The sequence below is a fragment of the Kocuria sp. UBA1838 genome (assembly GCF_002338785.1).
GTDB lineage: Bacteria > Actinomycetota > Actinomycetes > Actinomycetales > Micrococcaceae > Kocuria > Kocuria marina.
Genome location: NZ_DDIY01000006.1, coordinates 163,242 through 178,994, shown reverse-complemented (window position 1 = coordinate 178,994; position 15,753 = coordinate 163,242). Strand labels below are relative to the sequence as shown.

Below are 15,753 nucleotides of genomic sequence, written 5' to 3'. Positions count from 1 at the left end.
ATCCTTGCCGGGTGGCTCATCTGATCGGCGGAGAAAACTTACATCTCGAGTACCCCACCAAGACCGTGTTCGACTCGGTCACCGTGGGGATCGACGAGGGCGACCGGATCGGGATCGTGGGTCGCAACGGGGACGGCAAGTCCACTCTCATGCGACTGCTCGCGGGGCGCATCGCACCGGACTCCGGGCGGGTGACCGTGCGCAGCGGGACGACCGTGGGCATGCTCGACCAGGCCGACACGCTGGACCCGGACCAGACCGTGGGCCACGCCGTGGTGGGGGACGTGCCCGACTACGTGTGGGCCGCGGATCCCAAGGTGCGGGACGTGATCTCCGGGCTCGTCTCGGACGTGGACTGGGACACCCCCGTGGGGCAGCTCTCGGGCGGGCAGCGCCGCCGGGTCGCGCTCGCGAGCCTGCTGACCGGCGACTGGGACGTGATCTTCCTGGACGAGCCCACCAACCACCTGGACGTGGACGGCATCACGTGGCTCGCGAAACACCTCAACAACCGCTGGTCCAGGAACGCCGGCGCGCTCGTGGTCGTGACCCACGACCGCTGGTTCCTGGACGCCGTGTGCACCGACACGTGGGAGGTCCACGACCGGATCGTGGAACCCTTCGAGGGCGGGTACGCGGCGTACGTGCTGCAGCGCGTAGAGCGCGACCGGCAGGCCGCCGTGGTGGAGCAGAAGCGGCAGAACCTCATGCGCAAGGAGCTCGCATGGCTGCGCCGCGGGGCACCCGCGCGCACGTCCAAGCCCAAGTTCCGCATCGACGCCGCCAACCAGTTGATCTCCGACGTCCCGCCGCCGCGCGATTCCGTGTCGCTGTCCCGCATGGCGGTGTCCCGGTTGGGCAAGGACGTGGTGGACATCGAGGACGTGTCGGTGGAGTTCCCCTCCCCCGCCGTTTCCGGTTCCGCGGGTTCGTCCGGTCCGTCCGGCCCTTCCGCGGACGACGACGGCGCCGCGACTGCCGCTTCGTCGGGCGCCTCTTCGCCTGGCGCCTCCGGGCGGACACGCGTGCTGCAGGACGTCACGTGGTTGATCGCCCCCGGGGAGCGCACGGGCATCCTGGGCGTCAACGGCGCGGGCAAGTCCACGCTCCTGGGGCTCGTCACGGGTGCCGTGGAGCCCACCACGGGGCGGGTCAAGCGCGGGAAGACCGTCAAGATCGCGACCTTGACCCAGCAGCTCGCCGAGCTCGAGGACGTCGCGAACGACCGGGTCTCGGACGTCGTCGCCCGGAAGAAGACCTCCTACGTGACCGACGGCAAGGAGATGACCCCCACCCAACTGCTCGAGCGGCTGGGGTTCTCGTCCGCGCAGCTGAAGACCCCGGTCAAGGACCTCTCGGGTGGACAGAAGCGGCGCCTGCAGTTGCTGCTCATCCTGCTGGACGAGCCCAACGTGTTGATCCTGGACGAGCCCTCCAACGACCTGGACACGGACATGCTCGCCGCCATGGAGGATCTCCTGGACACGTGGCCCGGGACCCTGCTGGTGGTCTCCCACGACCGCTATCTCCTGGAGCGGGTGACCGATCAGCAGTACGCGGTAATCAACGGCCGGTTCCGGCACCTGCCCGGCGGGGTCGAGGAGTACCTCAACCTCTCGGCGACCGCGGCGTCCGGCACCGCAGCCGGTTCCTCCGGGGCGTCCAACCCGCTTGCGGCGTCCTCTTCCTCCTCTGGCACTGCCCCTGCCTCCGACGGCGCCGCCCCCTCCGAGCCGCGGCTGTCCGGCGCGCAGGCGCGGGCCGCGCAGAAGGAACTGGGCGCCGTCGAACGCAAGATGCAGAAACTCGGCGAGCAGATCGAGGCATTGGACGGGACCATGGCCGCCGCGGACCCCTCGGACTTCGAAGGGCTCGGCAAGCTGGCGGCGCAGAAGTCCGATCTGCAGGAGCAGCTGGACGAACTCGAGCTGCGATGGCTCGAGCTGGGCGAGGCGCTGGAGTAGACGAGCGAGCCGGAGCTCACTCGCTCCAGGGATTCGCCTTGATGATCTCCACGAAGTTGTCGCGCTTGAATTCCGGGTCGAAGTGCTCCAGCACGTCCGCGTTCATGTTCCCGAACGTGGAGTGCGGGCGGTGCACGTTGGCGTCGTTGAACGCCTTGAGGATCTGGTTCTTGAAGTCCGGGCGGGGATGGACCTCCACCACGGCCTGCCGTTGGGCGTCCGTGAGCTCGTCGAAGTGCATGCCCAGCACGTCCGTCTCCACACCCGCACTCACGAGCGCGATCTCCGGGGCCATGAACTCGGGCACCCCTGGGGTCGTGTGCAGCGCGATCCCGAGCCACGCGTTGTGCGCCCGCTCCTGCGACGCACCGCGTTCCAGGAGGAAATCGCGGACCTCGTTCGCGCCGTCCACCTCGAAACGCAGCATGGAGTCGGAGTAAGTATCCGTGAGGCCGCGATCGTGGAACATGGCCGCCGCATACAGCAGCTCGTGGTCCACGCTCAGGTCGTGGGCCTGCCCCACGAGCGCGCCGAAGAAGAACACGCGGCGGGAGTGGTGGTAGAGCAGGTCGTCCTCGTTGTCCCGGATGTACTCGGTGATCTCCCGGGCGAGTTTGCTGTCAGGGACGGAGATGCCGGAAATGGTGTCGGTCATGAGCTGACTCCTGTTCTGGGCGGGCCGTGCATGGGCGGGCAGGGGCCGCTGCAGCTGAGGAGCCGCGCTGCCCCACCTCTCCATTGTGGGCTCGCTGCACACCCGTCCGCCAGGTCCACAGTGACAGGAACCCCTCGGATTCGGACATACTGAACACATGACAGCCCGCCATCACGTCGTCGTTCTGCTGTTCCCCGGGGTCACCCTGCTGGACGTCTCCGGACCCGCTGAGGTTTTCGCCGCGGCCAACTCCGCGGGTGCCGACTACGCGGTGCGCTTCGTCTCGCCGTCCGGCGGAGACGTCGAGACGTCGGTGGGCGCGCGGATCGCGACCGAATCACTCGCGGATCTGGAGGGCGCACCCCGGATCGGCACGCTGCTGGTGGCCGGTGGAGAATCCCTCGCCACGCGCCCGGTGCCGGACGGCGTCGTCACGGCAGTGCGCGCCGTCGCCGACCATAGCGACCGCGTGGCGAGCGTGTGCACCGGGGCGTTCGCGCTGGCCGAGGCGGGCCTGCTCGACGGACGCCGGGCCACGACCCACTGGCGTCACGCCGCCGAGCTGGCCCGCCGCTACCCGGTAGTGACCGTACACCCCGACGAGCTGTACGTGCGGGACGGAGCCGTGTTCACGAGCGCGGGCATCTCGTCCGGGATCGACCTCGCCCTGTCACTCGTGGCCGTGGACCACGGGCGGAACTTGGCCCACGGCGTGGCCCGGGAACTCGTGGTCTACATGCAGCGCGCGGGAGGGCAGTCCCAGTTCTCGGCCGCGCTGGACTGGCCCGCGCCGTCGTCCGCTCCCCTGCGCGAGCTATGCGCCGATATCGTGAGCGACCCCGCGGCCGCACCCCCGGTGGCGGAGCTGGCCCGGCGCGCGCACATGAGCGTGCGCCATCTGAGCCGGCTGTTCACCGCGGAGCTGGGCGTATCGCCGGGGAAATTCGTGGAACAGGTCAGGGTCGAAACCGCCAAATCTCTGCTGGACCGCGGGCACGGCGTCATGGACACCGCGCGACTGTCCGGCTTCGGCACGGACGAAACCCTGCGCCGCGCGTTCGTGCGGCACTTCGGCGTCACGCCCAGCTACTACCGCGGCCGCTTCCCGACCGATCCAGTCCGGGAGCCTTACAGGTCCACGACCTCGAACTCGAGCAGCGACGCACCCGTGGCCACCGGTTTGCGCTGACCCCCGGCGTGGGCGGCCTTGGCATTACCGTCCCGCCACGCCTCGAAGTCCTCCTGGGTGGCCCACGTGGTCACCACGAAGTAGCGGTTCTCCCCCGCGACCGGGCGCAACAGCTGGAACCCCTCGAAACCGGGCTCACCGTCCACCGCGTGCTTGCGCGCCGCGAACCGGGCCTCGAGCTCGGCGCCGGCACCCTCGGGGACCTCGATGGCATTGATCTTCACCACGGACATGACTGCCTCCTGTCGTTCGTCATCACTTCTCTCCCAGGCTAACGACACCGCCTGACCGGTCACTGCGACGAGGTTCCGGACCAGGCGGCGTCACCCGGCGACGTCGGACACGAGTTCGAACTCGGCGCGGCCCTCCGCGACGTCGGCCCGCACGAGACGCACCCGGACCTCCTTGCCGAGCGGCAAATCGGGGGCCTTGAGGGTGACCTCAACGGCGGGTTCGCGGATGATGATGGTGCCGCGAGCGCCGTCGTCCTTGACCTCCACCACGGTGGCCGTGAATTCCTCGCCCACGTGCGCGGACAGCGCCAGCGTCTCGACCATGTTCACGATCCCGCGCTCGTACGCCGAGGCCTTGCGCGCGGACGCCTCCATCTCGGCCGGCAGCTGCGGCAGCGCCTCGAGCACCCAGCCGGGAACGGGGTTCCCGGCGCTGATCGCGAGGCACACCTCGCTCCCGTAGCGGTCCACGAGTCGGCGCAGCGGCGCGGTCACGTGCGCGTACGACGTCGCGAGGGCCGAGTGTTCGCGATGCTCCGGGGCCGCGCCGTGGAACGCCTCGTAACCGGCCCCCCGAAACAACAGGGTGCACGCGTGCAGCATGGCCGCGTGGGTCCCGAGCTGCGGATCGAGTGCGCGCACGAATTCCGGGTAGCTGACGTCCTCGGGCCACGGGATGCGCAGGGCGGCCGCCGTGGCCCGCAGTTTGCGGATCGCAGAGTCGGCCGCGCGGGGCACGATGCGCAACAGGCCCGTGCCGGCGTCGAGCATCAACTGCGCGGCGGCGATGCCCGTGAGCAGCGAGATCTGGGCGTTCCACCCCTCCACGGGCAGCGCACTGCGGTGGACCACGCGCCACTGCTCGTGATCGATCACCACTTCCTGTTCGGGGATGCGCAGGCTCACCCCGCCGCGTTCCCGTTCGATCCGTTCCCGTAATTGCCCCACGGTGCGCAACAGTGTGAGGGACGGGCCCGCGGTCCCCGCGTCCAGCCGATCCTGTACTTCTCGATAGGTCAGCTGGGCGCGGCTACGCACGAGGGCCCGCCGCACCGATGTGCTGCGGAGTGCGCCCTGTTCGTCCAGCCCCAGTTCCCACAGCACGGCGGGGCGCACGGTGTGCGGAAGCAGACTCGCGGCGTCCTCCGAGAGTTCGGGAGGGTGCAACGGTGTGCGCTGGTGCGGGGCGTAGAGGGTCTGGCCGCGGCGGTGGGCCTCGACATCGATCGGATCGCCCGGGTGCACGAACGCGGCGACGTCGGCGATCGCGTACCACACGGTGAAACCCGTATCCGCGGTGCCGATGAGCACCGCTTGGTCCAGGTCCCGGGAGCCCTCCGGGTCGATCGTGACGAGCTCGAGGTCCGTGCGGTCCAGAGACGGTAGGCGCGGTGCGGCGGCAGCGGCCACGGCGGCGTCGTGCACGGCCGGTGGGAAGTCGTCGGGGATGTTGAGCTCGTGACGCAGGGCCTCGAGTGCGCGCACGAGTGGCTCGGGAACGGGATGGGCCTGCTGCGGACGGATGGCCAAGACTGACTCCTCACCCGGGGGCTCGGGGAGTGCACCGCCCGGGCCGGCCCAGACCTCGAAACCGTGGTGACGCGCCTACGTTGACCCGATTCTGCCCCGGGACACCCCGGCGGGCGGGTTCATTCGCGCGATTCGACCCGCGCGCCGGGCACGGGGCCGGCCACGGCGAGGGCGTGGCGGTGTTCCCGCACGAAGTCGAGCACGAGGCGGCGCGCGGCATCCCGCGAGCGCACCAGGAAACACACCGTGGGGCCCGACCCGGAGACCCATCCGGCGAGCGCACCCAGTTCCACGCCGTGGTTGAGCAGCCCCTCGAGTTCGGGTAGCAACTGGATCGCGGGGTCCTGGAGGTCGTTGCGGATCCGGGCGGCGAGGGCATCGGGGTCCGCGTCGGCCAAGGCCGTGAGCACCGCGGTGGGGACGGGATCGGGGGCGATGCCGGTGCGCGGGGCACTCCTCGTCGACGCGTTCGTCACCGTGTGATTGGCATCCCACTGGCGGTACACGGCCGGTGTGGACAGGCCCTGGTCCTGGGGGACGAACACGAAATGCAATTGCTCCTCCGCGGCCACCGACTCCACCTCGGTTCCCGTGCCGCGGCCGATCGCGGCGCCTCCCAGGAGCATGAACGGCACGTCGGCGCCCAGGCCGGCGCCCAGTCGGAGGAGTTCGTCCGTATCCATTGGGGCAACGCCCGCGTGGCGGGCCACAAGGTCGTTGACCGCCACGAGCGCGGCGGCGGCGTCCGCGGATCCCCCGCCCATGCCGCCGGCGACCGGCACGGCCTTGCGGACATGCAGCTCGAGTCCGGGCACGGGGACGTCCAGCGCCTCACACACCGCGAGCGCGGCCTTCACGGCCAGGTTCGTCCCGTCCAGGGGGACATCGGAGAGGCGGGCGGTTCCCTCGCTCACCATGCGGGCGTACTCGCTACCGCGCTCGGCCTCCACGGTGATGCGGATCCCCACCCCACGACGGGCGAGCGCGGGATTCACGGCGGCCGTCACGGTTTCCCGCAGGTCCACGGCCACGAAGAGGGTCTCCAGGGGGTGGTAACCGTCCGGGGTGGGGCTGCCCACGTGCAGCACGAGGTTCGTCTTGGCCGGGGCGCTCGCGCTGACCCGGGTCGGTGTGGGGCTCATGGGTGCTCCCCCGGGTCGGTGGCAGGTACGTCGTTCACTCCGGACCCGTCTCGGGGCGCGGTCCCAACGGCTTCCGCGAGGTGCTCGTCCGGCGCCGTCCCAGTGGCAGACGCGGTTCGTGTAGTCGTGAGGTTCCCCGGAACTTCTCCGGGTCGGCTATCGGCTCCGGCCACTTCCTCCGTCCCCTCTGAACTTACGGTCCCGGCGGCTGCCGCGATCCGGGCGAAGTCGGCGACGTCGAGCCGCTCACCGCGCGCGGCGGGGTCCACACCGGCGGCGCGCAGGATCTCCTCGGCGCGGGCACCGGACCCCGCCCAGCCGCTCAGCGCCGCCCGTAAGGTCTTGCGACGCTGGGCGAATGCGGCGTCTACCACCGCGAACGTGTCCCGGCGCAGCGACTCGGCGACCGGGGGCTCGCGGCGCTCGAAGCGCACGAGCCCGGACGCGATCTTCGGGGCGGGCCAGAACACGTTCTTGCCGATCACCCCGGCCTTGCTCACGTGCGCGTACCAGGTGGCCTTCACGGACGGCACGCCGTACACGCGCGACCCGGGCCCGGCCGCCAATCGGTCAGCGACCTCGTCCTGGACCATCACGAGCCCGTGGCGCACGGTCGGGAAGGTCTCCAGAATGTGCAGCAGCACCGGCACGGCCACGTTGTAGGGCAGGTTCGCGACGAGCGCGGTCGGCTCGCCGGGCAGCTCACGCACGCGGGCGGCGTCGGCCTCCACCACGGACAACCGGTCCGCAGCGCTCGGGAAGAACCGTTCCACGGTCTGGGGCAGCTGCCGCGCGAGGGGCGGGTCGATCTCCACGGCCGTGACCGACGACGACGCCGCCAACAGCCCCAGCGTCAACGACCCCAGGCCGGGCCCCACCTCCAGGACGTGTTCGTCCTGCCCCAGGTGGGCGGCGGCCACGATCCGGCGGATGGTGTTGGGATCGATCACAAAGTTCTGACCGAGCGTCTTGGTGGGGCGGATCCCCGCTTGCTCGGCGAGTTCTCGAATCTCGGCGGGGCCTAGGAGAGGGCCGTCGGTACTGGGCTCGGTCACCGGTCAATCCTACGTGGCGTGCCTGCGCGATCCGCACCCGCACCTGTGCCCGCACCGCCGCCCCGCTCACTCCCCCATACCCGAACCTTCCCTCCCACCCTCATTGGGCCCCGCGGCAATCCCGCTGCACAACACGTGTGCCCCAGAACGACACCGATCACGGGATATGGATGCCTTTTCGGGACACGGATGTGCGAGCGCGAGATCCTGCTGCCGGGAAACGGGGCACGACCCAGAGTTGGCGCCCCAACCAGGTGCGCCACTCGACTGAGCGGGCGGGATCTCGGAGATCGTCGAACACGATGATGCGAAGTTTCCACCCCAGATCTCGGAGCACCTCGTTGCGATACATCTCGTTCTTGTACGCGTGGTGGTTCTCGCTGTGCACCCGCCCGTTGAACTCAATGGCTGTCTTGTGTTCAGGCCACGCGAGGTCGAGCAGGCTGTAACCCAGGCGTGTGTCCACGCGAAAGTTCATAACGGGACACGGCAGGCCACACGCCAACAGCATCAACCGCGTCAAGGTCTCCATGGGAGAAAGCGTGGGATATTGCGTGCTCTTCAATGCCGTGCGCACCGCCATGACCGCACGGGATGTGGGAGGCAGCGTCTCCAATGCCGAGTAGATGTCCGCCAGCGAGAGCGGCTCCCCACAGGATTGAGACGTCCACGCGGGTATCGAGTCCACCGGCCTCAGATCACGATGCACCAGCAACGCATCCAGTGCGGCGGTGAGTGCCCAGCGGGACATCATGGGCGCGGCCACGACGAGTGCCTCCACCGGATGAACCAGCGTGGATCCCCACGGTCCGGCATAGGACCCCAAGCCGTAGGACTTGGTCATAAGAACACTGGGATCACGAGTTTTACACCGCTCACCATGCCATGAGAGGTGGAGAACGCGGTGAAGATGTTCGTCCAGGTCGTTACCCCGCGGCGGCGCGGGATGACACAGCGCCCGATCCGCCCATCGATAGTGGGACCCGATCGGAATCCCAAGGACTTGTAGCGCGGTGATTCCCGTGATGCGGACGGACGATCCAGGGCCGTTGAGATGACGTTGCAGCAACATGGCCCGTTGCACGTGATCCGGGGGCGAATCGGCGCGGCACCACAGCCCGTGGGCCAGTTGATGCATCGAAGGATCACGGGTCAGCTGGTGTTTCCGCCGACCCAGTTCACCGGAAGTGGCCACGAGAGGTCGTGGGCCTCGGTAAGTGGCAGTGATTCGTGAGTCCATGCCAGGAATCTAGGAACGGACGACCTAAAAATCGGAGGGCCTGGACTGGATGGGGAGTGCGGATGACCTCACGCCCCCGATCTCGCAAACATCTGTGCCCCGAAACGACACTGGATTCGCCTCGCTCCTTGCTTTTTCGGGGCACAGGTGTGGTGCAGCCCGGTTGCCGCGGTGGGGAGGTGGGTGGGCTGGTTGTGGGAGCACGCAGGAGAAGCCACGTGGGCGCAGGGTGTGGGTGGGCATGGTGGATGGGGCGCGGGGCGGGGTGGGAGCCCCTCAGAACTGCCCGCACACCCGCTCCGAATTCAGAACTGCCCGTACACCCGCTCCGAGTTCTCCCAGATCCGCCGGCACAGCTCCTCGAGATCCGCGTCCAGGATCTCCGCCATCCCCCGCACCGTGTAGTTGACCATGTACGGCGCATTGGGCCGGCCCCTGAACGGGTGCGGCGTGAGGAACGGCGCATCCGTCTCGCACAGCACGAGCCCCGGATCCGCTTCCCGCAGCGCTGCCTTGAGCGGTGCCGCGTTCTTGAACGTCACGGTTCCCGCGAACGACATGTACCACCCGTTCTCGTTGCACAACCGCGCGAGCTCCGCGTCCCCCGAGAAGCAGTGGAACACCGTACGTTCGGGAGCCCCGGCATCACGGAGGATGCGCACCACGTCCTCGTGGGCCTCACGGTCATGGATCTGCATGGCCACCCCGTGCCGCTTGGCGATCTCGATGTGCGCCCGGAACGACTCCTCCTGCACCGCCAACCCCGACTCCGGGGTGTGTACACGATCCATTCCCGTCTCGCCGACGCAGCGCACCCTACGCTGCCCCGCCAATTCATCGATCACCGCGAGCGCTTCGTCCAGCGAGCGCCCGCCCGTTGAGCCCGCGTCGCGTGCCCCCGTGAAACGCCCAGCCGCGGAAACTCCCCCTGGTCCATCGGACTCGAAGCGCCCCGCTCCGGACCCCTTCGCCGAGCCGTCACCTGCCGGAGCCGGTGCATCCAGGTCTCCGGAGACACCCGACCCGGCCAAGGTGGGGGCCTCGTTCGGGTGCAGCGCCACCGCTGCCAGCACCCTCGGAACCGTCTGCGCCGCTGCCACCGCGAATCGCGACGACTCCACGTCGCACCCTGCCTGGACCACCCCGCACACGGAGGCGTCCCTGGCCGTGGCCATCGCATCCACCACGGACACCCGTACCAACCCGTCCTGCATGTCCAGGTGGGTGTGGTTGTCCACCACGGGGTGCGGCAACGGCTCCGGCAGCGCAGGGAACGTGAGATTGCGACGTCGTCCTTGCGCATCCGTGTGCGCACGACGCTCCGTGCCCTCACCGTTGGGCACGTCGTCACCGGAATCGGCGACCGCGTACCGCTCCACGGTGTACGCCTCGGGCGTCTGTCCCGCCACGGGCTCGGGTCGGGCTGCGTGGTCCCACACGGATTCGGATACGGGTGTCTCAATCACCCCTCCACGATAGATGACGCGCTCCCGCCCGGCCCCGGGCAACCGCATCCGTGCGCCGCTCGGTGAGGAAGGGGCCCCGACCCCGTTCGCAATGCACCCGCACCTGGCAAATACCTGCGAACATGGGGACAAACACCCCCGGATCCCCCTGCCCGTGAGACGAGGAAATAATGGAGCAGTTCGCCGCCCGCACCAAGGCCATCCTTGACCGCATGAACTCGGTCATCGACGGCAAACCCGCCGAGACCCGCACGGCCCTGCTGACCCTGCTGGCCGGCGGCCACCTGTTGGTCGAGGACGTCCCGGGCGTGGGCAAGACCATGCTGGCCCGTACCCTGGCCGGCGCGGTGGGTGGGACGATCAACCGGATCCAGTTCACCCCGGACCTGCTCCCCACGGACATCACGGGTGTGTCGGTGTACGACCAGACCCGCAACCAGTTCGAGTTCAAACCCGGCCCGGTGTTCGCGAACGTGGTGATCGGGGACGAGATCAACCGCGCTTCGGCCAAGACCCAGTCCGCGCTGCTGGAGGCCATGGCGGAGGGCCAGGTCACGGCGGACGGCACCACGTACCGGCTGGCCGAACCGTTCATGGTCGTGGCCACCCAGAATCCGGTGGAGATGGACGGCACGTTCCCCCTCCCGGAGGCCCAGCGAGACCGGTTCATGGCGCGGATCTCCATGGGCTACCCGGACGCGGACGCCGAGGTCGCCATGCTGCGCGATCACGGCGCAGGCTCCCCGTTGACGGGTCTCGGGCCGGTCGTGGACATCGAGGAGGCCCGCGACCTCGTACGCCACGTGGCCTCGCTGCACGTGTCCACCCCGGTGCGCCGCTACGTGGTGGCACTGTGCCAGGCCACCCGCACGCACCCGCACCTGCGCCTGGGGGCGAGCCCCCGCGCGGCCCTGCAGTTGCAGGCGGCCGCCCGCGCGCAGGCCGCCCTGGCCGGACGCGACCACGTGCTGCCGGACGACGTCAAGGACGTCGCGGTGGCCGTACTCTCCCACCGCCTGCTCCTCGAGCGTCGCTCGGGTGCGGACAGCGCCCAGGACATCGTGCGCACGATCCTCTCCGACGTCCGCGTCCCCACCGAAGACGCCCCCCAGACCCGATGAAGGCCGCCGCTCCCGAGGCGCGGGTAGATTCACGCGCCAAGTTCACGGTGTGCGGGTGGTGTTTCCTGGCGGCAGCCGTGCTGTGCCTGGCCGCCGCCACGTGGCTCGGCCGCAAGGACGTCCTGGCGCTGTCCCTGTTCCTGGGCATGGTGCCGCTGCTGTCCTCCCTGGCCATGTGGCTCGTCAAACCTCGCGTCCTGCTCAAACGTTCGGTGGACCCGCCGCTCGTCACGCTCGGCGACGCCGCCCAGGTGGCCCTGCGCGTACGACGTCGCTCCGCCTTCTCCGCGCGCAACCGTACCTCGGGTGCCGCTCGAGCAGGCTCCACCCACGACCCGGTGGACCCCGCGGTCCACGATATGGGCACGGCAGGAGGCGGCCTGACGGGTGGCATGGGCGATGGCCCGGCGGATGCCGCGAACCCCGGCCGCGGGGCAGGCCCGGACACCACCGACGCGGACCGCAGGGGCACCCTCCGCTCGGGCCGCACGAGCGCCGTCGCCGCCGTGGACGTGCACGAGACCGTGGACCCCCTGCTGGGCCGGGACCAGGACGTCTCGGTACCGGTGTCCGGGGCGCCGGTCACGTACACGGTGCGCCCGCGGCGTCGGGGGATCCACGAACTGGGTCCGGCTACGGTGCGCGTGGGCGACCCGTTCGGCGTGGTGACCGAACTGCTGGACGTGGCCGAGCGGACGTCGCTGTACGTGGCCCCGGAACCCGAGGACCTCACCGAGCACGGGGTCACCATGGCGCGTGAATCCGGCAACGACCCGTCCCGGCGCGCCCAACCGCAACCGGGACCCGACAACGTGATGACCCGCGAGTACCGCCACGGTGACCCCATGCGCCGGGTGCACTGGGCGGCGTCCGCCAAGCACGGCCAGCTCATGGTGCGCCAGGAGGACCCGCGCAGCACGCGCAGCGCCGTCGTGGTCCTGGACTCCGCGGCCGAACACTGGCCGGGCGCTCGTGTGTGGGCCGGTGTGCTCGAATCCACCGAGGAGTTCGAGTGGGCGGTGCGCGCGGCGGCGTCCGTGATCGAGCACCTCACGCGCCGCGAGACCGTGGTGCACGCGCTCGACGACCAGGGCCGCGCAATGCCCCGCGGCGAGGCACCGGTGGCCGACCTGCGGGACACGGACGTCACCGACGACACCGCCACGGAAGTCGTCCACGGCCTCTCCCGAGCGGCCCTCGTGAGCCGGCCCGAATCCGAGGCGTCGACCGATCCCCTGACCGAGCGCCTCGAACGGGAGGGGCTCTCCCACCCGTTGTTGCTGCTCACGGGCCGACTCTCCCCAGCGGCCGCGCGGCGCTACGTCACGGCAGCGGCGGCGAGCACGGTGTGTTCGGTCATCATGGTGATCGACGCCCCCGCGCACCGCCCCGACAGCGCCGCGGTGTTCGAGTCCGCGGGGTGGTCCGTGGTGTTGGTGACGCGCTGGACGGACGTGGACGCCGCATGGCTCGCGACCACCCGCGGGGCCACCCTGCTGACTCCGCCGCCGCCCGACCCCGGTACCCGACAGCTGCGCATGGACGAGATGATGGGCCACGCCCGAGGGAGGGCCACCGCATGAGCGCCCCCGATCCCACGCCCCACGCGGACCACGACGCCACCTCCGCGGGGGCCCCCGCCGCGGCTGCGACCGCCACCGCGGCACGCACGGCTCAGGGCCGCTCGGTGACCCCCGACGCCACCGGCCTCCGGGCTGCTCAGGACGGCCGGAGCTCCGCCGGCCACTCCCGCACTCCGCACGATCAGCACATCCAGGGAGCGCGTCCGCCCCGGCCCCGCGTGATCGAACTCAGTCTGCTTCTGCTCGCCGCGATCGCCCTGGGCTGCGTGGGCATGGCCGGTGCGTTGAACGGCCTGTGGTGGCTGCCCTCCGTGGCGGCCACCGTGCTCACGGTGCTCGTGGTCACGGGCGCGGCCCGCTGGTTGCGCGTGCCCTCACCGCTCGTCACGGTCCTGGGCCTGGCCGCCCTGTTGCTCGCGTTGACCGTGGTGCACCTGCCTTCCCACGCCCTGCTGGGCTTCATCCCCACCGGGGAGACCTTCACCGCGGCCGGTGAGCTGTGGCGTTCCTCCGGCGACTTCATCTCCCGCGACGCCGCCCCCTACGGCCCGAACCCCGGGCTGGCCTTCGTGCTGTGCACCCTGGTGGGGCTGGTGACCGTCTTCATGGAAACCGTCCTCGTGGGTCTGCGCATGGCCGGACTCGCATGCCTGGGGATCCTGGCGCTGCTCGTGCTCCCCGCGCTGACCCTGCCGGGCAGCGTCACTGCCCTCGGTCTGGCCGCGGCCGCGCTCGCCGCCCTGGCGCTGCTGGCCGGTTCACGGTTCTGGGGTGCCACGCGCGCCCAGCGCATCGCCCCGACCCCGGGAGGACTCCCCCGCGCCCTGCTCGTCATCGCCGGTGTACTCGCGGTGGTGCTGTTCGTCCCCGCGGTCATGCCCGGATTCTTCAACGGGGCCTTCCCACAGGGCAGCTCGTTCACCGCGGAGCGCGCCTCCGGGGTGGGCCCGCTGCGCGCGGTGGGTCAGGACCTGCGCTCGGTCGAGCACACCCGGCGGTTCTCGTACACGACCTCGGACGACCAGCCCCAGTACATGCGGTTGCTCACCCTTTCCGATTTCGACCAGGACGAGTGGTTCCCGGACGTCGAGAACCTGGACGGCGATCTCTCGGGTCTGGCCGACGCCGCGCGCAACCCGGTCCCCCGCGGCACCGAGGTCTCGGCCAAGGTCATGTTCGACGACTTCTCCGAGCACTGGCTGCCCGCACCCTACGCCCCGGTGGCCGTGAGTGGACTCGGTGACGAGGGGTGGGCGTGGAATCCCCGCGACCTGTCCATCTTCAGCGAGTCCACGGGAATGTCCGGGGCCGAGTACACGGTCACGTCCGTGCTGTCACGAGCCACCCCGGAGGCACTGCGGGCGGCACCGTCGGCGGCGTCGGACCCGCAGCTCGGCGACTACCTGCGGCTGCCCGCGAACCGCCCGCAATCGGTCGCGGACGCCGCGCGCACGTTCACCGAGGGTGCGGACACGGACTACGACCGTGCCCTCGCGATCCAGAACCACCTGCGCGACGACTTCCGCTACGACGTGACCGCGCCGCTCGCCCAGGGCTACGACGCCGGCGGGATGGGATCACTCGACGAGTTCATGCGCACCCGCACGGGGTACTCGGGGCATTTCGCCCCGGCCATGGCCCTCATGGCCCGGGAAGTGGGTATCCCCGCGCGGGTCGCCGTGGGTTACCTGCCCACCGCCCCGGTCGAGGACCCGGACGGCGGCCGTTCCTTCCCCGTGAGCACGGGCGATTCCCACGCGTGGCCCGAGCTGTACTTCGAGGGCGTGGGCTGGGTCCGTTTCGAGCCCACCCCCGGGGTGCCCAGCACCCCCGATTACGCGCCGGATTCGGCCCAGGACCAGGGTGGGGAGGGTTCGCAGACCCCGGAGGAGATCGCGGCGCCGAGCAACGAGCCCGAGCAACAGCCCAGCGAGGAACCCTCCGACCAGCCGTCCGATCAGCCGAGTGAACAACCCAGCGAGCAACCGGGGGACGACCCCTCGCAGGAGCCATCACCCCAGGACGAGGCGGCGCCGACCACCGCTGCGGTGCCGTGGTGGCTCGTGACCGGGGTGCTCGGTCTGCTCGCGCTGCTGGCCCTCGCGGCGGCGCCGCGGGTGGTGCGCGGGCGGCGTCGTCGGGCGCGACTCGCGGCACTGCAGGACGCGTCCCTGACCCCGCAGCGCCGGGCCAATGCCGCGTGGGACGAGTTCCGCGCGCTCGCCGAGGACCACGGCGTCACCTCCCCCGCGTCCGACACGCCTCGCGTGCGGGCACGCCGGCTCGCGGCGGGGCTACCGGGTGCGCAGACCGCCGTGGATCACCTCGTCGCGGACCTGGAATCCGCGAGCTACGGCGCCCCGGACTCCCGCTGGACCCCGCGGACCACGCCGGAGGACCTCACGCTGGTCCGGGACGAGTTCCGGAAGCGGGCCTCGCGCGGCGGGCGGCTGCGCGCCGACTGGTGGCCGGCGTCGCTGTGGAGCGGCCCGCGCGGGTGACCACGACGCCGCGCGGGCGGGTCCATCCCGCCCGCGCGGAGGCCGGGGCCGCGCCGTCATCACTGCACGGAGAC

The 15,753-nt window shown here is 70.5% G+C and carries 12 protein-coding genes; 5 read left to right on the top strand and 7 right to left on the bottom strand.

The genetic code is table 11. From position 1 onward, the window contains the following. Positions 1-11 precede the first annotated feature (11 nt). Entirely contained in the window at positions 12-1,964 is a 1,953-nt protein-coding gene (locus B3I25_RS04040) for an ABC-F family ATP-binding cassette domain-containing protein (RefSeq protein WP_064847156.1), read from the top strand. 16 nt (positions 1,965-1,980) lie between these two features. On the opposite strand, the gene B3I25_RS04035 is transcribed toward B3I25_RS04040, so the two are convergent. After that, complete coding sequence (locus tag B3I25_RS04035; protein ID WP_286737887.1) at positions 1,981-2,619, bottom strand: HD domain-containing protein; 639 nt, start codon at positions 2,617-2,619, stop codon at positions 1,981-1,983. Between the two features lie 157 nt (positions 2,620-2,776). Here B3I25_RS04035 and B3I25_RS04030 point away from each other — a divergent pair, with 157 nt between their 5' ends. Continuing rightward, positions 2,777-3,808 carry a GlxA family transcriptional regulator gene (locus B3I25_RS04030; protein ID WP_064847158.1) on the top strand — a complete coding sequence of 344 codons (1,032 nt, stop codon included), beginning with the start codon at positions 2,777-2,779 and terminating at the stop codon, positions 3,806-3,808. On the opposite strand, the gene B3I25_RS04025 is transcribed toward B3I25_RS04030, so the two are convergent. The 6 genes from B3I25_RS04025 to B3I25_RS04000 form a co-directional block, all read right to left on the bottom strand. Then, entirely contained in the window at positions 3,748-4,041 is a 294-nt protein-coding gene (locus B3I25_RS04025; RefSeq protein ID WP_085106956.1) for an antibiotic biosynthesis monooxygenase family protein, read from the bottom strand. The genes B3I25_RS04030 and B3I25_RS04025 overlap by 61 nt on opposite strands. Positions 4,042-4,131: 90 nt before the next feature. Next, positions 4,132-5,571: an RNB domain-containing ribonuclease gene (locus B3I25_RS04020; RefSeq protein ID WP_286737884.1), complete on the bottom strand. Its 1,440-nt coding sequence runs from the start codon at positions 5,569-5,571 to the stop codon at positions 4,132-4,134. A gap of 119 nt (positions 5,572-5,690) precedes the next feature. Next, positions 5,691-6,713 carry a 4-(cytidine 5'-diphospho)-2-C-methyl-D-erythritol kinase gene (locus B3I25_RS04015; RefSeq protein ID WP_286737882.1) on the bottom strand — a complete coding sequence of 341 codons (1,023 nt, stop codon included), beginning with the start codon at positions 6,711-6,713 and terminating at the stop codon, positions 5,691-5,693. After that, positions 6,710-7,768, bottom strand: a complete 1,059-nt coding sequence (rsmA, locus tag B3I25_RS04010; protein WP_286737880.1) for a 16S rRNA (adenine(1518)-N(6)/adenine(1519)-N(6))-dimethyltransferase RsmA — start codon at positions 7,766-7,768, stop codon at positions 6,710-6,712. The genes B3I25_RS04015 and rsmA overlap by 4 nt, the downstream gene beginning before the upstream one ends. Before the next feature lie 157 nt (positions 7,769-7,925). Further along, entirely contained in the window at positions 7,926-8,612 is a 687-nt protein-coding gene (locus tag B3I25_RS04005; protein ID WP_286737879.1) for a hypothetical protein, read from the bottom strand. Between the two features lie 701 nt (positions 8,613-9,313). Beyond that, positions 9,314-10,474 (bottom strand): TatD family hydrolase, encoded by a 1,161-nt coding sequence (locus B3I25_RS04000; protein WP_286737877.1) that lies wholly within the window; start codon positions 10,472-10,474, stop codon positions 9,314-9,316. Positions 10,475-10,644: 170 nt separating this feature from the next. On the opposite strand from B3I25_RS04000, the gene B3I25_RS03995 reads away from it, so the two are divergent. Genes B3I25_RS03995 through B3I25_RS03985 form a run of 3 tightly spaced genes read left to right on the top strand, consistent with a single transcriptional unit; the run spans position 10,645 to position 15,679 of the window. Beyond that, positions 10,645-11,595, top strand: coding sequence for an AAA family ATPase (locus B3I25_RS03995; RefSeq protein WP_098053364.1), 951 nt, complete (start codon positions 10,645-10,647; stop codon positions 11,593-11,595). After that, positions 11,592-13,178, top strand: coding sequence for a DUF58 domain-containing protein (locus B3I25_RS03990; RefSeq protein WP_286737874.1), 1,587 nt, complete (start codon positions 11,592-11,594; stop codon positions 13,176-13,178). The genes B3I25_RS03995 and B3I25_RS03990 overlap by 4 nt, the downstream gene beginning before the upstream one ends. After that, positions 13,175-15,679 carry a transglutaminaseTgpA domain-containing protein gene (locus tag B3I25_RS03985; RefSeq protein WP_286737873.1) on the top strand — a complete coding sequence of 835 codons (2,505 nt, stop codon included), beginning with the start codon at positions 13,175-13,177 and terminating at the stop codon, positions 15,677-15,679. The genes B3I25_RS03990 and B3I25_RS03985 overlap by 4 nt, the downstream gene beginning before the upstream one ends. Positions 15,680-15,753 lie beyond the last annotated feature (74 nt).